Origin of the sequence: Mesorhizobium sp. WSM4906 (assembly GCF_029674625.1) — a bacterium.
Taxonomy (GTDB): Bacteria; Pseudomonadota; Alphaproteobacteria; order Rhizobiales; family Rhizobiaceae; genus Mesorhizobium.
In genome coordinates, this window is record NZ_CP121355.1 from 5,819,706 (window position 1) to 5,839,335 (window position 19,630).

The following is a 19,630-nucleotide window of genomic DNA, read 5'->3' on the forward strand; positions in this document are numbered from 1 at the left end:
GCGCTAGGTCTCATCCGGCTCAGCGGAGCCGCCGACCGAACCGCCAGACAGTCGGTCCCACCTCGGAATGAATGCCGGAACCTGTGCCATGTATTTGCGGTAGGCGTCGCCGAATTCGGCAATCGCTTCGCGCTCCTCGGCCCGCGCCAGCCTCACATACATAACGACCAGCACAGGGAACATCGCCAGCGTCAGCAGCGTCGGCCACTGAACGAGGAAGCCGAGCATCACAAGGATGAAGCCAACATATTGCGGGTGGCGGACGTAGCTGTACGGTCCGCTGGTCGCGAGCGAGCGGTGCTGCTGCGCGTCGTAGAGAACCCGCCATGCGACCGCGATCACCCAAAACCCGCCGCCGATCAGGATGAAGCTCAGCAGATGGAACGGCCCGAAATGCGGATTGACCCGCCAGCCGAACATCATTTCGAGCAGATGCCCGGCGTCGTGCGAGAACCAGTCGATCCCCGGATAGCGGGACTGCAGCCAGCCCGACAGCAAGTAGATGGTCAGCGGAAAGCCGTACATCTCCGCGAACAGCGCGACCAGGAATGCACTGAACGCGCCGAACGAGCGCCAGTCACGGGTCGTCGTCGGCTTGAAGAAGCTGTAGGCGAACAGAATGAAGACGGCGGAATTGACGATGACCAGGCTCCAAAGGCCGTAGGCTTGTGTTTCGGCGCTCATGGCAGATTCCTTTCGTCTGGCTGATTGCGGTGACCGCCGTGTCCGCCATGGCCATGTCCTCCATGCATGAAGAAGTGCATGAAGACGCAGCCGAACGGCAGCAGATAGAACAGCGCGCCAAGCACATGGGCGCGGTGCTCGGTGAAGAGCAGGAACGCGCCGATCGCGAGGAAGCCGAGCAGGACGAGCCCTGCTCGGGACGTCAGAAAAGAACCTTGCGGGTGTTCGTGGTCCGAATGGTCATGTGTCGACATTGCGGGTCTCCTATTCGACGACGAGGCGGCCGCGGAACATGAAGAGATCGGCGACACCATTCGCCGAAGTGGGCTGACTGCCGCAATCACGAATACCGGCCGCTATCGTGACCTGATCCGCTCGCGTAAGCGTGCGTCGCCATTCATGATGGCGACGCACAAACTTCGTTCACGCCGTCGCGACGGCGTATTTGATCGATTCCACCGAATGTTTGACGAAATCCTTGCCGATCTCGCCCACCAGCTTCGCATTCAACGACGGCTGGTAGTGTCTGCGCATTTCGCCAAGCGTACGCGGATCGGCGATCACCAGTATGTGCTCGTACGCTTCCTCGAGCGCCTGGTGGTTGAGATAGGCCGCAACCGACCCGGCAAAATCATCCTCACGCAGCCGGGAGTCGTCCGGGTTGGCGGTAGAGCTGCGGTGCCTGCCGCCGGATCCGGCGCGGGCTACTTCAAGGACGGGATCCTCGATCTCGATCAAATCGAGATGCGGCTCGTGGCCCTTGTTGTGGAACAGCCGCAACTTCTCGCCATCCGTAACCGCGACAAGGGTGTCATTATTCAGGATCATGTGTCTTCTCCACAATCGGATCGCGTGGGCGTTCGTCCGCCTGATGCATCAATGCGAAAAGGAGATTGCAGATCCGGTTGCGCTGCCTTGACGTGGATCAAGCGAAGAACGGGCGGTGAGCAAGAAGCTCTCCCCAGCCTCAAAGCTGCGGTCACCTACTTCGGGCAGAAAGCCGAATGCAGCGCTTCGATGACCGTCAGCACTTCCGGCCTGGTGATGCGGTAATAGACGGTGGTCCCGTCGCGGCGGGCCTCGACCAGCCCGTCGGCCCTCAGCCGCATAAGCTGTTGCGACATCGGCACCTGGTCGATGTCGAGCAGTTCGCGCAGCTCGGCCACCGAGCGCTCCTCGTCGCCGAGGGCGCACAGAACGAGCAAACGCTGTGGATGGGACAGGCTGCGGAGGAGTTCCGCCGCCTTGCCCGAGGCCGGGATCAATTCTCGTACATTCATTTTCTTGAATTTATAATCTTTGAATGTTACATGCAAGCTTGCCGTTCGGGCTCACCGACGCCGTCACCTTACAATCGTGCCGCCCCGTTTGGAAATTGAGCCCGATCAACGCAGAACGCTGCCTTCCCGCGCAGAATGCTGCGGAAGGTCGAACCAACGGGAGGATATCATGTCCCACATCGTCGTCCTCGGAGCAGGTCTCGGCGGCACGATCATGGCGTATGAAATGCGCGACAAGCTGCGCGGCGAGGATCGGCTGACCGTCGTCACCCTCGGCACGTCCTATTCCTTTGTGCCTTCCAATCCCTGGGTGGCCGTCGGCTGGCGGGAGCGCAAGGACGTCACCGTCGATCTGGCGGACACCTTCAAAAGGCGCGGCATCGCGCTACGTCCCGAGGGCGCGAAGAAGGTGCATGCGAAGGAAAACCGCGTCGAGCTCAACGACGGCTCCTTCGTCGATTACGACTATCTGATCATCGCGACCGGCCCGGATCTTGCCTTCGACGAGGTGCCAGGTCTCGGACCTGCCGGACACACCCAATCCATTTGCCAGATCGATCATGCCGTCGCCGCGCGGGCGAGGTTCGACGAATTGGTCCGCAAGCCAGGTCCTATAGTCGTGGGCGCGGTCCAGGGCGCATCCTGCTACGGCCCGGCCTATGAATTCGCCTTCATCCTGGACACCGCGCTGCGCAAGGCCAGGGTGCGCGACCGCGTGCCGATGACCTTCGTGACGCCGGAACCCTATATCGGCCATCTCGGCCTCGACGGAGTCGGCGACACCAAGGGCCTGCTCGAGAGCGCCATGCGCGATCGCCACATCAAGTGGGTCACCAACGCCAAGGTGGCTTCGGTCGACGCCGGCGTGATGCATGTCGAGGAAGTCAACGACGATGGGACGACCAAGGCCAAGCATGACCTTCCCTTCGCCTTCTCGATGATGCTGCCGGCTTTCCGCGGCGTGCCGGCGGTGATGGGTGTCGAGGGCATGGTCAATCCACGCGGCTTCGTCACCATCGACAAGCATCAGCGCAACCAGACCTATCCGAACGTCTTCGCCATCGGCGTCTGCGTCGCCATTCCGCCGGTCGGCAAGACACCGCTTCCCGTGGGCGTGCCGAAGACGGGTTTCATGATCGAATCCATGGTCACGGCCACCGCCGAGAACATCGGCGCGCTTCTGCGCGGCGAGGAGCCGAGGGCCGTCGCGACATGGAATGCGGTCTGCCTCGCCGATTTCGGCGATGAAGGCATAGCCTTCGTCGCGCAGCCGCAGATCCCTCCCCGCAACGTCAACTGGTCCTCGCAGGGCAAGTGGGTTCACGCGGCGAAGGTCGGGTTCGAGAAATACTTCCTCCACAAGGTGCGGCAGGGAAAGAGCGAGACCTTCTATGAGGGGCTGGCGCTCGACGTTCTCGGCATCAAGAAACTCAAGGCCATCCACATCGAGCCGGCCGAATAGGCACGGCGGTTTCCAGGAGAAAAAGGTCATGACGATAGACAGGGCAGTTCTCATGTTCGCGGGCTTCATGGTGCTGATATCGCTCGCGCTCGGCATCTACTATTCGCCCTACTGGTTCCTGCTGACCGCATTCGCCGGGCTCAACATGGTGCAGGCCTCGGTCACGGGCTTCTGCCCGGCGGCGATGGTCTTCAAGAAGCTCGGCTGCAAGCCGGGCGTGGCGTTCAAATAGCGGCACGTCATTGCGAGCAATTGGCCGCTGTCGGGAGGCGGCCCAGTCGCTCCCGACCCATTTCAATCGACGAGACAAGCATAATGACAACCATACGATCGGCCCTCGCGAGCATTGTTCTGATCGGCGCCGCCGGCCTTGTCGCGGTCGATGCACGCGCCGCCGATTTCACAGTCAAGGCCGCGGCCGTCACCGAGATGAAGGCTGTGTATGGACAGGTGGAGAGCCGCACCATCCTGCCGGCCAGGGCGAGGATTTCGGGAACCGTCGCGTCCGTCCGCGTCTCGGAGGGCGCTGAGGTAAGCAAGGGCGACGTGATTGCCACGGTCGTCGACGACAAGCTCGCACTGCAGCTCAGAGCCGCCGACGCCAAGATCGCGGCGCTGAATTCGCAACTCGACAGCGCCCGCACCGATCTGCAGCGCGCGCAGGACCTGCTCGCCAAGGGTGCCGCCGCTCAAAGCCGGGTCGACGCCGCCAAGACGCAGTTCGATGTCGTCACGAACCAGCTGGCGGCTGCGATTGCCGAGAAGGCGGTCATCGAGCAAAGCACCAGGGAAGGCGATGTCCTGGCTCCGGCCGACGGCCGGGTGCTGACGGTACCGGTGGCCGCCGGCTCGGTGGTCATGGCGGGCGAACCCGTCGCACGGGTGGCGTCGGGCCAATACTATCTGCGACTGTCCTTGCCGGAACGGCACGCCGTCGAAATAACGGAAGGCGCCCGCGTCGACATCGGCGAACGCGGCACGGGTACCAATGCCGGCTTCGTCAAGGCCAGCGAGGGACGGATCGCCAAGGTCTACCCCGAGATCGAGAATGGCCGCGTGATTGCCGACGTCGAAGTCGTCGATATCGGGACCTATTTCGTCAATGAGCGCACGCTCGTTTCCATACCGGTTGCCAAACGGACCATGCTGGGTGTCCCGCCGGAGGCACTCAGGACCATCCACGGCATAGACTACGTCACGGTCGAGACGGCGGACGGCCCGCTCGAGGTCGCGGTCGTGCTGGGCGGGGAATTCCAGGACGCCGGCCAGCCTCGCGTCGAGATCCTGAGTGGTCTTGCCGATGGCGACAAGGTCGTCCTGCCATGAAACTCGGCATCGCCGGCTGGCTTACCCGTTCCTTCATCGCATCGCCGCTGACGCCTCTGTTCCTGCTGGCCGCGCTGGCGCTCGGGCTTGTGGCCCTGGTCACTCTGCCGCGTGAGGAGGAACCGCAGATCTCCGTACCCATGGTCGACATCCACGTGTCCGCCAACGGCCTGAAGGCCGAGGATGCCGTCAAGCTCGTGACCGAGCCGCTGGAGACGATCATCAAGGGCATAGACGGCGTGGAGCACGTCTACTCGCAGACCACGGATGACGGCGCGCTGGTGACCGCGCGCTTCAAGGTCGGCACCAGCTCGGATGCCGCGATCCTGCGTGTCCACGACAAGGTCCGCGCCAACATGGATCGCATCCCCGTCGGGATCCCGGAGCCGCTGATCGTCGGGCGCGGCATTGATGACGTCGCCATCGTGGTGGTGACGCTGACGCCGGCGCGACAGGCAGCGACGCGCTACTCCTCTGCGGATCTGACGCGCCTTGCGCATGAACTGCAGGTCGAGGTCGCAAAGCTTCCCGATATCGGCCTCACCTACATAGTCGGGGAGCAGCCGGAAGAGATCCAGGTCGAACCGGATCCGGAAAAGCTCTCGCTCTACGGCATCACGCTGCAGCAGTTGACGGGCAAGATCGCGGGCGCCAACCGTTCCTTCCAGATCGGCACGGTGCGCGACCAGAGCAACCAGCGGGTGCTGGTGGCCGGCCAGACGCTGCAGGCTTTGTCCGATATCGGCAACCTTTTGCTGACCGCTCGCGACGGCCGGCCGGTCTATATCCGCGACGTCGCCAGCATCGTGCTCGCGACGTCGCCGGCGGAGAACCGCGTCACCGACATCGTCAAATCCGACAAAGGTCTCGAACGCACGCCGGCCGTGTCGGTGGCGATCGCGAAGCGACCGGGTACCAATGCGGTCGTCATCGCCAATACGATCGTCAAGCGCCTAGATCAGGTGCGCGGCCAGATTTTCCCCAAGGACGTCGAGATGGCCGTGACGCGCAACTATGGCGAAACGGCCAATGAGAAGGCCAACGAATTGCTCTTCCATCTCGGCTTGGCGACCGTCTCCATCGTTCTCCTGGTCGCCGTCGCAATCGGTTGGCGGGAAGCTCTGGTGGTGGCCGTGGTGATACCCACGACGATCCTGCTGACCATGTTCGCATCGCGCGTCATGGGCTACACGCTGAACCGCGTCAGCCTGTTCGCGCTGATCTTCTCCATCGGCATCCTCGTCGACGACGCGATCGTGATCATCGAGAACATCGCGCGCCACTGGGCGATGGACGATGGACGTTCGCGCACCCAGGCGGCGATCGACGCGGTCGCCGAGGTCGGCAATCCCACCATCGTGGCGACGCTGACCGTGGTGGCGGCGCTGCTTCCCATGCTGTTCGTTTCCGGCCTCATGGGTCCCTATATGAGCCCGATCCCGGCCAACGCCTCGGCCGCAATGCTGTTCTCCTTCTTCGTCGCGGTGATGCTGACGCCATGGCTGATGATGAAGCTCGGCGGCAAGGATCAGGCCGGCGCGCATGGCCGTGCCGGCAGCGCGCATGGCGGCGTGCTGGGGCGCATCTATGTCGCGGTGGCGCGGCCGATCTTGAAGTCGCGGTTCCGGGCGTGGGCCTTCCTTTTGCTCGTGGGCGTCGCCACGATCGGGTCCATGGCGCTGATCTACACCAAGCATGTGACGGTCAAGCTTCTGCCCTTCGACAACAAGACCGAGCTCCAGATCGTGGCGGACCTGCCCAAGGGCTCATCGGTCGAGGATACCGACCGGCTGCTGCAAGCCGCCGTGAACCGGCTGGCCTCGGTGCCGGAAGTGGTTTCGTTCCAGACCTACGCAGGCGCCGCCGCGCCTTTCAACTTCAACGGCCTGGTGCGCCACTACTACCTGCGATCGAGCCCTGAACAGGGCGACATTGCCGTCAACCTGCTTCCCAAGGGCGAGCGCAGCCGCGCCAGCCATGCCGTTGCGCTCGACTTGCGCGATCACTTGAAGGGAATGGTGATGCCGGCGGGCACGGTGCTGAAGGTGGTCGAGCCGCCGCCGGGGCCCCCGGTTCTCGGCACGCTGCTGGCCGAAATCTACGGCCCGGACGCCGAGACCCGCCGTGCGGTCGCGGCCAAGGTGCGCGAGACCTTCGCCAGCGTCCCGTTCATCGTCGACGTCGACGACAGCTTCCACAACCAGCCGGAACGGCTGCGGCTTTCGATCGACCAGGACAACCTGGAATACTACAAGGTCGAGCAAGCGGACGTGTACGACACGCTGAGCTATCTCTACGGCGGCACCACGGTCGGCTACTCGCACCGGGGCGGCGGACGCCTGCCGATCCCGATCCGCATGGCCTTGTCCAAGACAAACGGCGTGGCCGACCAGCGCGCCCTGGCAACGCCGGTGGCAGCAAACGCGCTGCCCGGCGCGCGCGACGTTGTCGAGCTTGGCGACGTCGTGCGGGTGAGCCGGGAGCCGGCCTCCTACCCGATCTTCCGCCACAACGGGCGCCCGGCCGAGATGGTGATGGGCGAACTGGCCGGCGCGTTCGAGGCGCCGGTCTATGGCATGCTCGCCGTGGATGACGCGATCGCCAAGGCGGACTGGGGCAACGTGCCCAAACCGGCGATCGCGCTGCACGGCCAGCCGGACGACGAATCCAAGCCCACTTTATTGTGGGACGGCGAGTGGGAGGTGACCTGGGTGACGTTCCGCGACATGGGTGCCGCCTTCATGGTGGCTATCCTCGGCATCTACATCCTGGTCGTCGCGCAGTTCGGATCGTTCAAGCTGCCGCTGGTCATCCTGACCCCGATCCCGCTGACGCTGATCGGCATCATGCTCGGCCACTGGGCCTTCGCCGCGCCCTTCACGGCAACCTCGATGATCGGGTTCATTGCGCTTGCCGGCATCATCGTGCGCAACTCGATCCTGCTGGTGGATTTCATCCGGCACGCCAGAGGGCCCGACGACCCGCTCGTCGGCGTGCTGCTCAAGGCCGGAGCGATCCGCTTCAAGCCGATCCTGCTCACCGCGCTCGCCGCGATGATCGGCGCCGCGGTGATCCTGACCGATCCGATCTTCCAGGGTCTCGCCATATCCCTGCTGTTCGGCCTCGCCTCCTCGACGCTGCTGACCGTGCTCGTCATCCCGGCGATCTACGTAGCGCTGCGCGGTGACCCGCCTGCCGGTGAAGCACCGCAGGCTGGGTAACCCCGAGCAAGCCAGTGAAGTGTTTAGCCCTGGCGGAAATCGCCGGAGACGCCGAACACTATCAGGATCGCGGCCAAAGAAATCAAAACCGACGGGCCGCCGGTCAAATTGACGACGGCCGCACAAGCGCCCGCAGCTCCGCCGGCAACGATGGAGCGCAGAATGATCTCAAGCCACCTCGGCACCGGCCATTCTCCCATCCTGGGATTGGTTGGGATCACGCATCGAGCTACCGCGGAGCAGACGCTCCACGGCCGCGAACCGATCGGACGAAAGATGAGACAGTTCGATTTCCCGGGCGAGGTCGGCTGCAAATTCGCGGAACGGCGCAAGATTGACGACAGGAACGCCGATCAGCACGGGTACGGAAAGCTCGAGCGCCTTGGCGATCAGAGCCCTGAAGCCACCCCCTTCGGCCTCGGTCTTTCCGAATTTGCAGAGAACCAGCAGATCGGTCTGACCGCACAATCCCGCTGCCGCGGCTTCACAAGCGCCGAGCAGCCGATCGATATTCAAAACACAGCCTCGGGCATGGGGACCTCGATCGTCGGATATGCCGTGGAGCTGGCCTGTCGCGAGATCCCGCAGATGCATGTCGCATTTCACGCGATCCGGTTTCGGTTCGCTTAGCTGGACAAGGCCAGCCAAGCGCATGCCCCGCTCGGCCATGATGGCAGTAACTTCCCGCAGGAATGCCTCGAACTCCGAACCGTTCGAATAGACGATCGCGGTGATGGGACAGTCGGGACGAATGCCCTGCATGGGGTTCTCCTTCAGTTTGAATTTGTCTGCCGTGCAGCAGACGACCGGATCGGTCTTATGCGCTGAGACCAGCGAGGCGGCGCCCAAGGCCACGCTTCGCGCCGTCTCGAAGGGCACCGCACCTGCGCTCGCGCAGAAGCAACTGTCGGGCAGTATTGCCGGCGCGGTCATGCCTCGGCGCCCGGCAGCGTCTTTTCGAGAATCGCGCGCATGGCCGCAAGACCCGGATCCTGCGCACGGTTCATGATCCCGATGAGTTGCGTCCAAAGATCGTCGGATGCGGTGTCCACGAAATTGCGAACGGCCGAGCCGACGATATCGGCCGGCGAACGACCGGACTGATCGGCAGCGGCGGTCAGCCGCGCGGCCAAGGCCGGCTCTTCGAAAGCGGCAACGATTGCCATGGCCGCTTTCGGGTCCTCCAGCGAGGCAATGACATCTCCGAGCATCGCATCCGCCTCACTGCACCAGCGGCGAGGAAGCGCCGTCTATGACAATGCCGCCGATGTCCGCCCGGCCGACAAGGAGGGAGACGTATTGCGCCGTCGCCTGCCTGCTGACGTGCTCGGCCAGGTAGGACGCGATGCGTTCCCGCACGGCCTCGAACGGAAGCTGGCGGCCATCGATGCGCCGCGTCAGGCGGATGAGGTGGACGCCGTAACGCGTTTCCACCGGCGAAGAAATCTCACCCGGTGCGAGATCGCCGAGAGCGGCCTCGAATTCCGGCGTCGTGTCGCCCGGCCCGATCTGGCCGAGGCTGCCGCCAAGGGCTCCCGACGGACAATCCGAACAGTCGCGCGCCAGCACCGCGAAACGCTCGGGCGCCGCCGCAAGGCTGGACCTGAGCGACAGCGCCTTTTCACGCGCGGCGGCAAAGGCCTCGCGATCATCGCGGCGGGCAGTTACGAGAATGTGGTCGGCCTCATAGAGCGGCGGCGTCACGAAGCGGCGAAGATTGTTCTCGTAGAAGCGCCGCAGCATCTCCTCGTCCGCCTCGGGAACGCGGACCTCGCGCTCGATCAGGCCGCGCACCAGCGCGTCTTCGATGGTCTCCCTGCGCCCATCCTGGTCGGTCCTCTGCTCGGCGGCGATACCGAGACGCCGCGCCTCCTGCAGGAGCAACTCGCGGATGACGAGCGCACGGGTCGCGGCACGCCAGCCCTCGCCGGGATTGCGGGCGGGAAAGTTCTGCACCTCGGCGGCGATCGCCTTGCGCGATATCGCCACTCCGTTGACGGTCACCAGCGGCATCGCCACGCGCTCGCGGGACGGCGCCGTGTCGGGAGCCGCAGGCCGGTGTTCGTGCGGATGTTCGGACGATTTGCGGCCGGCCGAGTGATCGATGACGAGCGCGGCCATGGTCTACTCCGCAGGCTGGTGGGAGGGAGCGGCAGCGGGCCGCCGCACCGGCGCGGACGACCGCACCGCAGGCGCCGGTGCGGGCTGCCGGCGGGTCGCGAAGCGTGTGCGCACGACCTGGTAACCTGGGCGGCCGAGATACCAGACCGGCGCGCTCCAGACATGAACCAGCCTGGTGAACGGGAAGACCAGGAAGATCGTCATGCCGAGCAGGAGATGCGCCTTGAAGATCGGGTTGACGTCGGCGACATAGGCCGCGGCCGCCGGCTGCAAGGTGAGAATGCCCTGCGCCCAGTTCATGAATTTCACCATCTCGTGGCCGTCCATGTGACCGAGCGAGACGAAGATGGTTGAAAGGCCAAGCGTGAGCTGCAGCCAGAGCAACAACAAAATCGCGATGTCGCCGGGCGCCGAGGTGTTGCGGATGCGCGGATCGAACAGCCGGCGATGGGCAAGAAGCGATATGCCGATGAAGCAGGCAACACCGGCGATTCCGCCGGCGGTGATGGCAAGACCCTGCTTGAAGCTGTGGGAAACGCCGAGCGCATCGAAGACCCAGATAGGCGTCAGCAGGCCGACGAAATGACCGCCGAAGATCACCAGTATACCCACATGGAAGAGATTGGAGCCCCAGCGGAGCTGGCGCCGCCGCAGCAGCTGGGAGGAGCCCGTCTTCCAGGTGTACTGCTCGCGATCGAAGCGGATCAGGCTGCCGAGCAGGAAGATCGTCAGGCAGAAATAGGGATACCAGCCAAAGAGCGCGTCGTTGATTGTGTCGGACATAGCTTCCCTCCGTCAGGCCGCATTGTTGCGCGCATCGCGATTGGCGGCGCGCATCTGGATTCTCAGCCGGTCGACGGAACAGCCGGCGGTCGCATTTCCGGGACCGAATGCCACGGCGGTCTCTTCCCAGGCGGCATCGATGGCCGCCAGGTCGTCGGGCTCGCCGATTTCGGCGGCGGCGGCGACCACGGCAGGCACGCTGGCAATCGAGCGTAGTGCCGTGAACACGGCGGCATAGCCTGCGTTGCGCTTAGCGAGCCGCTCTTCCAGCAGCGAGAAGATGTGGGCGGTTTCATCGAGCAGGCCGCGCGCCTCCTCAAAGGGACGGGCTGAGAGGAACTCGAGGAAAAGCGGGATGAAGTCGGGCAATTCGTTTGCCGCGACGAGAAGCCCGCCACGCCGGTAATGTTCGACCAGATCGACCATCGCCTGGCCGCGATCGCGGCTCTCGCCATGGATGTGCTCGAAGAGGTGCAGCGAGTGACGGCGCGTCTTGTCGAACAACTCGACGTAACGCTCCTGGAGATCGTAAAGGTCGAGCGTGGCCAGATCGGCAAGCAGGAGCTGCAGGTGCTTGCCTGCTTCGTCCGATACCAATCCCTCGGCCGCGATCGCCGCGGCGATTTCCGGGATCGCCGCGCAAAGCTCCTCGGTTGGATAGGAAAGGAGCGCCGAGAGCGCCTTGAAGGTCCTGTTCGAGAGCGGCGCCACCATCACGCGATCTCCATCGGGTTTGTCGGCCGCTTGGTCTGCCTAGTGCCGAAGAGGTTGGTCTCCGTGGAACCGCCCGAGCAGCCATTGCCGAAGGAGAAGCCGCAAGAGCCGCGCATGTCCTGGGCGTCCTCGCTCCATTCGCGGTGCGACGTCGGGATGACGAAACGATCCTCGTAATTGGCGATCGCCATCACCTTGTACATTTCGTCGATGGCCGAGCCGGTCAGGCCGACCCGCGCAGCGATCGACTCGTCGAGGCGGCCGTCGATCGTCTTTGCCCGCATATAGCTTCGCATCGCCAGCATGCGTTCGAGCGCAAGGGCAACGGGTTCCTCATTGCCCGCCGTCAGCAGATTGGCGAGATACTGGAGCGGGATGCGCAGGCTGCGCACGTCGGGCATGTCGCCGTCCAGCCCCATCTTGCCGGCCGCCGCGGCCGACTGGATGGGCGAGAGCGGCGGCACGTACCAGACCATCGGCAGGGTGCGGTACTCAGGGTGCAGCGGAAAGGCGATCTTCCACTCCATCGCCATCTTCCAGACCGGCGACAATTTGGCCGCCTCCAGCCAGTTGTCGGGAATCCCGTCGGCACGGGCCTGGGCGATGACGGCCGGATCGTTCGGATCGAGGAAAACGTCGAGCTGCGCCTGATAGAGGTCTTTCTCCCGCGGCGTGCTGGCGGCCGCCTCGATGCGGTCGGCGTCGTAGAGGATCACGCCGAGATAGCGGATGCGCCCGACGCAGGTCTCCGAACAAACGGTCGGCTGCCCCGCCTCGATGCGCGGGAAGCAGAAGATGCACTTCTCCGATTTGCCCGACGACCAGTTGTAGTAGATCTTCTTGTAGGGGCAGCCGGAGACACACATGCGCCAGCCGCGGCACTTGTCCTGATCGATCAGGACGATGCCGTCCTCCTCGCGTTTATAGATGGCTCCCGACGGGCACACCGCCGCGCAAGCCGGGTTGAGGCAGTGCTCGCAAAGCCTCGGCAGGTACATCATGAAGGTGTTTTCGAACTGGCCGTAGATGTCCTTCTGGACGCCCTCGAAGTTCACGTCCTTCGACCGCTTCTCGAACTCGCCGCCGAGGATCTCCTCCCAGTTCGGACCCCATTCGATCTTTTCCATGCGCTCGCCAGTGATGGCCGAGCGCGGGCGGGCCGTGGGGAAAGCCTTCGATTCCTTCGCCGTGTGCAGGTGTTCGTAGTCGAAAGTGAACGGCTCGTAATAGTCGTCGATCTCCGGCAAATCAGGGTTCGCGAAGATGTTGGCAAGGATGCGCCACTTGGCGCCCATCTTCGGCTCGATCCTGCCATTCTTCTTGCGGCGCCAGCCGCCGTTCCATTTCTGCTGGTTCTCCCACTCCCTGGGATAGCCGACGCCCGGCTTGGTCTCGACATTGTTGAACCATGCGTATTCGACGCCTTCCCGGTTGGTCCAGACGTTCTTGCAGGTAACCGAGCAGGTGTGACACCCGATGCATTTGTCGAGGTTCAGCACCATCGCGATCTGAGCGCGGATCTTCATTCTGCTGCCTCCCTGGGAGCATTGGCTTGCAAGGGTTCCTCGAGCCAGTCGACGGCCGCCATCTTGCGGACCACGATGAACTCGTCGCGGTTGGAGCCCACGGTTCCGTAGTAGTTGAAGCCGTAGGACTGGTGGACATAGCCGCCGATCATGTGCGTCGGCTTGAGCACCGTGCGCGTCACCGAATTGTGGATGCCGCCGCGGTTGCCGGTCAGTTCGGAGCCCGGCGTGTTCACGATCTTCTCCTGCGCGTGATACATCAGCATCATGCCCTGCTTGACGCGCTGGGAGACGACGGCGCGGGCCGTTAGCGCTCCGTTGGCGTTGAAGACCTCGACCCAGTCGTTGTCGACTATGTCCGCGGCCTTGGCGTCGGTCTCCGAAATCCACACGACCGGACCGCCGCGATTGAGCGTCAGCATCAGGAGATTGTCGCTGTAGGTGGAGTGGATGCCCCATTTCTGGTGGGGCGTGATGAAGTTGAGGACGATTTCCTTGTTGCCGTTGGGCCTCAGCCCCTTGACGGCGGGAATCGTCTTGAGGTCGACCGGCGGCTTCCAGGTGATTAAGCCTTCGCCGAAGGCCCGCATCCACAGATGATCCTGATAGAGCTGCTGGCGCCCGGTCAGGGTGCGCCACGGGATCAGTTCGTGGACGTTCGTATAGCCGGCATTGTAGCAGACCTTCTCGCTCTCGATGCCGGACCAGGTCGGCGAGGAGATGATCTTGCGCGGCTGGGCCTGAACGTCGCGGAAACGGATCTTCTCGTCTTCCTTCGGGATGGCGAGATGGGCGTGGTCGCGGCCGGTCGCCTTGGAGAGCGCCTCCCAGGCCTTGACCGCGACCTCGCCATTGGTTTCGGGCGCGAGCATCAGGATGACTTCGGTGGCGTCGATGTCCGTCTCGATCCTCGGCAGCCCCTTGGCGGAGCCGGCGGCCTGGACGCCGTTGAGCGCGCCGAGCGCCTCGACCTCATGCGCCGTGTCCCAGCCGATGCCCTTGCCGCCATTGCCGATCTCGGTCATCAGCGGGCCGAGCGCGGTAAAGCGGGCGTAGAGGTTCGGATAGTCGCGCGTGACGACGCTGACGGCCGGCATCGTCTTGCCGGGGAGCGGTTCGATCTCGCCGCGCTTCCAGTCGGCGACATCGAAGGGCTGGGCGATCTCGCCGGGTGTGTCGTGCTGGATGGGAGTGAGGACGACGTCCTTCTCCACGCCCAGCACCTCCGGCGCGACCTTGGAAAAGGCCCTGGCAAGGCCCTTGTAGATATCCCAGTCCGAGCGCGCTTCCCAGGCAGGGTCCACCGCCGCCGACAGCGGATGGATGAAGGGATGCATGTCGGAGGTGTTGAGATCGTTCTTCTCGTACCAGGTCGCGGTCGGCAGCACGATGTCGGAGTAGACGCAGGTCGTCGACATGCGGAAGTCGAGCGTGACCAGAAGATCGAGCTTTCCCTGCGGCGCCTCGTCGTGCCAGACGACCTCCTTGTTGCGCACCTTGCCTTCGGCGCCGAGATCCTTACCCATGACGCCGTGCCTGGTGCCGAGCAGGTGCTTCAGGAAGTATTCGTGGCCCTTGCCGGAGGAGCCGAGGATGTTGGAGCGCCACACGAACATGTTGCGTGGCCAATTGGCCGGATCGTCCGGGTCCTCGCAGGCGAGGTCGAGCTCGCCCGACTTCAGCGCTTTCGCCACATAGTCCTTGACCTCGAGGCCAGCCGCCGAGGCGCACTTGGCGATGTCGAGGGGATTCTGCTTCATCTGCGGCGCGGAAGGCAGCCAGCCCATGCGCTCAGCGCGAACATTGTAGTCGATGAAGCTCTGGTTCCAGTCCCCTTCGGGCGCTGTCGGCGACAGGATCTCCGCCGCCGTCAGGGTCTCGTATCGCCATTGGTCCGTGTGCGCGTAGAAGAAGGACGTCGAGTTCTGGTGGCGCGGGGGCCGCGCCCAGTCGAGCGCGAAGGCGAGCGGCGTCCAGCCGGTCTGCGGCCGCAGCTTTTCCTGGCCGACATAATGCGACCAGCCACCGCCGGATTGGCCGATGGCGCCGCAGAACACCAGGAGGTTGATGATCCCCCGGTAATTCATGTCCATGTGATACCAGTGGTTGAGGCCAGCACCCAGGATCACCATCGAGCGCCCGTTGGTCTTTTCGGCATTGGTGGCGAACTCGCGCGCCACGGTGACGATGGCGTCGCGCTTCACCCCGGTGATGCGCTCGGCCCAGGCGGGCGTGAACGGCACGTCGTCGTCATAGGAAGAGGCGACATTGGCGCCGCCGAAGCCGCGGTCGAGGCCGTAGTTGGCCATGAGCAGGTCGTAGACCGTCGCGACCTTCACCGGCCCGTCGATGGTCTTTACCGTGCGGACCGGGATGTTGCGGGTCAGGATCTCGCCGTGCTCGGTGGCCACGAAATGCTCGCTCGCGCGGCCGCCGAAATACGGAAAATCGACGGCCGCGATGTCGGCGCCGTCGCCGGCAAGGGTGAGCTTCAGCCGAACATCCCGCCCCTTGCCGTCCTTTTCCTCGAGATTCCACTTTCCGTGCTCGCCCCAGCGGTAGCCGGCCGATCCGAGAGGCGCCACCAACGCGTCCTTCGCCTCGTCGATGGCGACCGTCTTCCATTGCGGATTGTTCTTTTCGCCGAGGGCTCCCCTGATCTCGGAGGCGCGCAGCAGGCGCTCGGGGACGAACCTGCCGTCGCGCTCCGCAAGCCGCACCAGGAAGGGCATGTCGGTGTAGCGTCGGGCATAGTCGTCGAAATAGGCGACGCTGCGGTCGAGGTGGTATTCGCGCAGGATGACGTGGCCCATGGCGAGCGCCAGCGCGGCGTCGGTTCCCTGCTTCGGATTGAGCCAGATGTCGGCGAACTTCGTCGCCTCGGCATAATCCGGCGAGACGACGGCGCTCTTGGTGCCCTTGTAGCGCACCTCGGTATAGAAATGCGCGTCAGGCGTGCGCGTCTGCGGCACGTTGGATCCCCAGACGATGATGAAGCCGGCATTGTACCAGTCGGCGCTTTCAGGAACGTCGGTCTGCTCGCCCCAGGTCTGCGGGCTTGCCGGCGGCAGGTCGCAGTACCAGTCGTAGAACGACATGCACACGCCGCCGAGCAGCGACAGATAGCGCGAGCCGGCCGCATAGGACACCATCGACATGGCCGGGATCGGCGAGAAGCCGATAATGCGGTCCGGGCCGTGCTTGCGGGCGGTGTAGGCATTGGCGGCTGCAACGAGCTCGTTCACCTCGTCCCAGGTGGCGCGCACGAAGCCGCCATGGCCGCGGATCGAGATGTAGGATTGGCGCTTGTTCGCATCCTCCACGATCGAGGCCCAGGCCGCGACGGGCGTCATCTTGGCGCGGGCGGCCCGCCACAACTTCAACAGCCGGCCGCGGATCATCGGGTATTTCACCCGGGCGCCGGAATATAGATACCAGCTGTAGGAGGCGCCGCGCGCGCAGCCGCGAGGCTCGTGATTGGGCAGATCGGGCCGCGTGCGCGGATAGTCGGTCTGCTGCGTCTCCCAAGTGACGATGCCGCCCTTGACGTAGATCTTCCACGAGCAGGAGCCGGTGCAATTCACACCATGGGTGGAGCGCACGATCTTGTCGTGCTGCCAGCGCTTGCGGTAGCCGTCTTCCCAGGAGCGATCCTCATTGGTCACGATCCCGTGGCCGTCGGAGAAACTGTCGACGGTCTTGCGAAAGAAGGTTAGCCGGTCGAGAAAATGCGACATTGCTTTGTCCCTGGTTATTCGGCTGCGGCCGGATGGACGGGCGCGCCGCGCTTGGCGCGCTCGATGTCATGGAGAAGGCCGCCCTTGCGGGTATAGACAGCCCAGGTGATGGCCAGACAGCTCACGTAGAACAGAAGGAAGGCCCATAGCGCGGCGTTCGGCGAGCCCGTGAGCGCGATCGAGGTGCCGTAGCTCTTCGGGATGAAGAACGCGCCGAAGGCCGCGATCGCCGAGGTGAAGCCGGTAATGGCTGCGGACTCCTTCTCCGCCTGCTGGCGACGCACTTCGGCGTTGGCCTTGGGCAACAGGCGGCCCATCTCCTTGGCCATGATCACCGGGATCATCTGGAAGGTGGAGGCGTTGCCGACGCCGGTGGCGAAGAACAGGAGCAGGAAGGCCGCGAAGAAGCCGAAGAACGCGCCCGGCTGATCCTTGATGCCGATGAACCACAAGACTCCGGCGACGCCTGCGATCATCAGCACGAAGGCCGAGAAGGTGACGCGCGCGCCGCCGTATTTATCCGCAAGCCAGCCGGAACCTGAACGCGAGAGGGCGCCGACGAGCGGGCCGAGGAAGGCGAACTGGAGCGCGTTGACGTCCGGAAACAGCATCTTGGTGAGCAGCGGGAAGCCGGCCGAATACCCGATGAAGGATCCGAAGGTGCCCGTGTACAGCCAGCACATGATCCAGTTGTGACGGCGCTGGAAGATCACGGCCTGCTCGCTGAAGGATGCCTTGGCCGAAGCGATGTCGTTCATGCCGAACCAGCTCGCGAAGGCCGAGACTATGATGAACGGGACGAAGACGAAGCCGGCATTCTGCAGCCAGAGCGGCGCATCGCCGGTCGGCCCCTTGACCATGGCCGGATCGCCGCCGAGCCAGCCGAATATCCCGGTGGTGATCGCCAGCGGCACGACGAACTGGACGACGCTGACACCGAGATTGCCGAGGCCGGCGTTGAGCGCGAGAGCATTTCCCTTCTCCGTCTTCGGGAAGAAGAAGGAGATGTTGGCCATGGAGGAGGCGAAGTTGCCGCCGCCGAAGCCGCAGAGCAGCGCCAGGATCAACAGCACGACATAAGGCGTGTCGGGGTTCTGCACCGCATAGCCGATGCCGACAGCCGGTATGATGAGCGACCAGGTCGTCAGCGTCGTCCAGAGCCTGCCGCCGAAGATCGGCACCATGAAGGAATAGAAGATGCGCAGCGTCGCCCCGGAGATTCCGGGCAGAGCGGCGAGCCAGAAGAGCTGATCAGTGGTGAAGGTGAAACCGACGAGCGGAAGCTTGGCGACGACGACCGACCACACCTGCCAGATGGCGAAGGAAAGCAGCAGCGCCGGGATCGAAAGCCACAGGTTGCGCTTCGCGATGCGGCGGCCGGTTTCAGCCCAGAAGGTCTTATCCTCCGGACGCCAGTCGGTAAGGGCGCCCGTCCGGGTCTTTGCCACAGGCTCCGGCATTTGCTGCATTTCGGGGAAAGGCGGCAGCTTGGCGAGAGCCTCGCCGACAGTTCCGCGTTCCATCTGGCGGATGGCCATATGCATCCAGAGCAGCGCGCCGGAGACCAGCAGGAAGAGCGCCATGAAGCAGCTCGTCCAGAGGCCGGTCAGGTCGAGCAGCAAGCCGAACAGGATCGGCAGCACGAAGCCGCCCAGGCCGCCGATCATGCCGACAAGCCCGCCGACCGAACCGACATGGTCGGGATAGTAGACCGGGATGTGCTTGTAGACGGCGGCCTTGCCGAGCGCCATGAAGAAGCCGAGCACGAAGATCGTGACGATGAAGCCGAAAAGGCCCATCTCGATGTGGAAGGAGGTCGTCGTGCCGTTGACGCCGTGGACGATGTAGTCGGTCGGCGGATAGGACAGGACGAAGGTCGCCACGACCGAGACGAAGAAGGTCCAGTAGAGCACGCGGCGCGCGCCGAAGCTGTCCGAAAGGTGTCCGCCATAGGCGCGAAACAGGCTCGCCGGCACCGAGAAGAAGGCCGCGATCATGCCGGCCGTCTTGATGTCGAGGCCGTAGACATTGATGAGATATTGCGGCAGCCAGAGCGCGAGCGCGACAAAGGCGCCGAACACGAAGAAATAGTAGAGCGCGAAACGCCAGATCTGCACGTTCTTCAGAGGCTCGAGCTCGAGCCAGGCGCTTTTCGGCTTGATGCCTGAGCGCCGGCGTTCGACGATGACCGGATCATCGTCCGTCGTGAGCCAGAAGATGACGGCCATGACGACGAGGGCGGCTGCCCAGACCTGCGCCACGGCCTGCCATCCGAAGGCGACGAGCACGAAGGGGGCGAGAAATTTGGTGACCGCGGCACCGACATTGCCCGCGCCAAAGATGCCGAGCGCCGTACCTTGTCTTTGCGGCGGAAACCAGCGCGACACATAGGCGACACCGACCGAAAAGGAACCGCCGGCGATGCCGACGCCGAGGGCCGCGACCAGCATCTGCGGATAGGTGTGAGCATAGGACAGAAGGAAAGTCGCGACCGCGGCCGCCAGCATGTTCACCGTGAAGACGATCCGGCCGCCGTAGCGGTCGGTCCAGATGCCAAGCGCGACCCTGATCAAGGAGCCCGTCAGGATCGGCGTGCCGACGAGCAGGCCGAACTGCGTCTCGCTCAGGCCGAGTTCCTGGCGAATGCGAATGCCAATGATGGAGAAGATGGTCCAGACCGCGAAGCACACCGTAAATGCGGCCGTGCTCGCGCCCAGGATTTGACCGGACTTCTCATTCACGGTCGTTTTCATTGTCGGCAGCCCTTTTGCCATGT

General features: G+C 64.1%; 16 protein-coding genes. 4 read left to right on the forward strand and 12 right to left on the reverse strand.

The window, feature by feature from the left end:
- Positions 1–3: 3 nt before the first annotated feature.
- The 4 genes from QAZ22_RS28270 to QAZ22_RS28285 all read right to left on the reverse strand — a co-directional run bounded on the left by QAZ22_RS28270 (position 4) and on the right by QAZ22_RS28285 (position 1,964).
- Positions 4–684 carry an isoprenylcysteine carboxylmethyltransferase family protein gene (locus tag QAZ22_RS28270; protein WP_278204163.1) on the reverse strand — a complete coding sequence of 227 codons (681 nt, stop codon included), beginning with the start codon at positions 682–684 and terminating at the stop codon, positions 4–6.
- Positions 681–938 (reverse strand): DUF2933 domain-containing protein, encoded by a 258-nt coding sequence (locus QAZ22_RS28275; protein WP_278204165.1) that lies wholly within the window; start codon positions 936–938, stop codon positions 681–683. The genes QAZ22_RS28270 and QAZ22_RS28275 overlap by 4 nt, the downstream gene beginning before the upstream one ends.
- Positions 939–1,107: 169 nt before the next feature.
- Positions 1,108–1,512, reverse strand: a complete 405-nt coding sequence (locus QAZ22_RS28280; protein WP_278204167.1) for a host attachment protein — start codon at positions 1,510–1,512, stop codon at positions 1,108–1,110.
- Between the two features lie 155 nt (positions 1,513–1,667).
- Positions 1,668–1,964, reverse strand: coding sequence for a metalloregulator ArsR/SmtB family transcription factor (locus QAZ22_RS28285; RefSeq protein ID WP_278073240.1), 297 nt, complete (start codon positions 1,962–1,964; stop codon positions 1,668–1,670).
- Between the two features lie 169 nt (positions 1,965–2,133).
- On the opposite strand from QAZ22_RS28285, the gene QAZ22_RS28290 reads away from it, so the two are divergent.
- From QAZ22_RS28290 to QAZ22_RS28305, 4 genes are all read left to right on the forward strand, one after another.
- Positions 2,134–3,426: an FAD/NAD(P)-binding oxidoreductase gene (locus QAZ22_RS28290; RefSeq protein ID WP_278204169.1), complete on the forward strand. Its 1,293-nt coding sequence runs from the start codon at positions 2,134–2,136 to the stop codon at positions 3,424–3,426.
- A 28-nt stretch (positions 3,427–3,454) separates the two neighbouring features.
- On the forward strand, positions 3,455–3,658 hold the full coding sequence (locus QAZ22_RS28295; protein ID WP_127248327.1) for a DUF2892 domain-containing protein: 204 nt from the start codon (positions 3,455–3,457) through the stop codon (positions 3,656–3,658).
- An 83-nt stretch (positions 3,659–3,741) separates the two neighbouring features.
- Entirely contained in the window at positions 3,742–4,752 is a 1,011-nt protein-coding gene (locus QAZ22_RS28300; protein WP_278204172.1) for an efflux RND transporter periplasmic adaptor subunit, read from the forward strand.
- Positions 4,749–7,973, forward strand: a complete 3,225-nt coding sequence (locus QAZ22_RS28305; protein WP_278204174.1) for an efflux RND transporter permease subunit — start codon at positions 4,749–4,751, stop codon at positions 7,971–7,973. The genes QAZ22_RS28300 and QAZ22_RS28305 overlap by 4 nt, the downstream gene beginning before the upstream one ends.
- A gap of 168 nt (positions 7,974–8,141) precedes the next feature.
- Here the strand turns inward: QAZ22_RS28305 and QAZ22_RS28310 are convergent, their stop codons facing one another.
- The 8 genes from QAZ22_RS28310 to QAZ22_RS28345 are packed head-to-tail and all read right to left on the reverse strand — an operon-like array spanning position 8,142 to position 19,607.
- A complete protein-coding gene (locus tag QAZ22_RS28310; protein WP_278204176.1) occupies positions 8,142–8,906 on the reverse strand; it encodes a DUF2478 domain-containing protein in 765 nt (254 codons plus the stop codon).
- Positions 8,903–9,184, reverse strand: coding sequence for a hypothetical protein (locus QAZ22_RS28315; RefSeq protein ID WP_278204178.1), 282 nt, complete (start codon positions 9,182–9,184; stop codon positions 8,903–8,905). Before QAZ22_RS28315 ends, QAZ22_RS28310 begins: the two co-directional genes overlap by 4 nt.
- Before the next feature lie 10 nt (positions 9,185–9,194).
- Entirely contained in the window at positions 9,195–10,094 is a 900-nt protein-coding gene (locus QAZ22_RS28320; RefSeq protein ID WP_278204179.1) for a peptidylprolyl isomerase, read from the reverse strand.
- Between the two features lie 3 nt (positions 10,095–10,097).
- Positions 10,098–10,877 (reverse strand): respiratory nitrate reductase subunit gamma, encoded by a 780-nt coding sequence (gene narI / locus QAZ22_RS28325; protein ID WP_278204181.1) that lies wholly within the window; start codon positions 10,875–10,877, stop codon positions 10,098–10,100.
- A gap of 12 nt (positions 10,878–10,889) precedes the next feature.
- Positions 10,890–11,591, reverse strand: coding sequence for a nitrate reductase molybdenum cofactor assembly chaperone (narJ, locus tag QAZ22_RS28330; protein ID WP_278204183.1), 702 nt, complete (start codon positions 11,589–11,591; stop codon positions 10,890–10,892).
- Positions 11,591–13,117 carry a nitrate reductase subunit beta gene (narH, locus tag QAZ22_RS28335; protein ID WP_278204184.1) on the reverse strand — a complete coding sequence of 509 codons (1,527 nt, stop codon included), beginning with the start codon at positions 13,115–13,117 and terminating at the stop codon, positions 11,591–11,593. Before narH ends, narJ begins: the two co-directional genes overlap by 1 nt.
- Complete coding sequence (locus QAZ22_RS28340) at positions 13,114–16,854, reverse strand: nitrate reductase subunit alpha (protein WP_278204186.1); 3,741 nt, start codon at positions 16,852–16,854, stop codon at positions 13,114–13,116. The genes narH and QAZ22_RS28340 overlap by 4 nt, the downstream gene beginning before the upstream one ends.
- A 14-nt stretch (positions 16,855–16,868) precedes the next feature.
- Positions 16,869–19,607: an MFS transporter gene (locus QAZ22_RS28345; protein WP_278204188.1), complete on the reverse strand. Its 2,739-nt coding sequence runs from the start codon at positions 19,605–19,607 to the stop codon at positions 16,869–16,871.
- Positions 19,608–19,630 lie beyond the last annotated feature (23 nt).

What these genes read in the sequence shown, in the direction of transcription:
- QAZ22_RS28270 (WP_278204163.1), bottom strand. Translation starts at nt 684, where the DNA reads ATGAGCGCCGAAACACAAGCCTACGGCCTTTGGAGCCTGGTCATCGTC.
- QAZ22_RS28340 (WP_278204186.1), bottom strand. Translation starts at nt 16,854, where the DNA reads ATGTCGCATTTTCTCGACCGGCTAACCTTCTTTCGCAAGACCGTCGAC.
- QAZ22_RS28295 (WP_127248327.1), top strand. Translation starts at nt 3,455, where the DNA reads ATGACGATAGACAGGGCAGTTCTCATGTTCGCGGGCTTCATGGTGCTG.
- narJ (WP_278204183.1), bottom strand. Translation starts at nt 11,591, where the DNA reads ATGGTGGCGCCGCTCTCGAACAGGACCTTCAAGGCGCTCTCGGCGCTC.
- QAZ22_RS28305 (WP_278204174.1), top strand. Translation starts at nt 4,749, where the DNA reads ATGAAACTCGGCATCGCCGGCTGGCTTACCCGTTCCTTCATCGCATCG.
- QAZ22_RS28290 (WP_278204169.1), top strand. Translation starts at nt 2,134, where the DNA reads ATGTCCCACATCGTCGTCCTCGGAGCAGGTCTCGGCGGCACGATCATG.
- QAZ22_RS28310 (WP_278204176.1), bottom strand. Translation starts at nt 8,906, where the DNA reads ATGACCGCGCCGGCAATACTGCCCGACAGTTGCTTCTGCGCGAGCGCA.
- QAZ22_RS28280 (WP_278204167.1), bottom strand. Translation starts at nt 1,512, where the DNA reads ATGATCCTGAATAATGACACCCTTGTCGCGGTTACGGATGGCGAGAAG.
- QAZ22_RS28275 (WP_278204165.1), bottom strand. Translation starts at nt 938, where the DNA reads ATGTCGACACATGACCATTCGGACCACGAACACCCGCAAGGTTCTTTT.
- narH (WP_278204184.1), bottom strand. Translation starts at nt 13,117, where the DNA reads ATGAAGATCCGCGCTCAGATCGCGATGGTGCTGAACCTCGACAAATGC.
- QAZ22_RS28285 (WP_278073240.1), bottom strand. Translation starts at nt 1,964, where the DNA reads ATGAATGTACGAGAATTGATCCCGGCCTCGGGCAAGGCGGCGGAACTC.
- QAZ22_RS28315 (WP_278204178.1), bottom strand. Translation starts at nt 9,184, where the DNA reads ATGCTCGGAGATGTCATTGCCTCGCTGGAGGACCCGAAAGCGGCCATG.
- QAZ22_RS28300 (WP_278204172.1), top strand. Translation starts at nt 3,742, where the DNA reads ATGACAACCATACGATCGGCCCTCGCGAGCATTGTTCTGATCGGCGCC.
- QAZ22_RS28320 (WP_278204179.1), bottom strand. Translation starts at nt 10,094, where the DNA reads ATGGCCGCGCTCGTCATCGATCACTCGGCCGGCCGCAAATCGTCCGAA.
- narI (WP_278204181.1), bottom strand. Translation starts at nt 10,877, where the DNA reads ATGTCCGACACAATCAACGACGCGCTCTTTGGCTGGTATCCCTATTTC.
- QAZ22_RS28345 (WP_278204188.1), bottom strand. Translation starts at nt 19,607, where the DNA reads ATGAAAACGACCGTGAATGAGAAGTCCGGTCAAATCCTGGGCGCGAGC.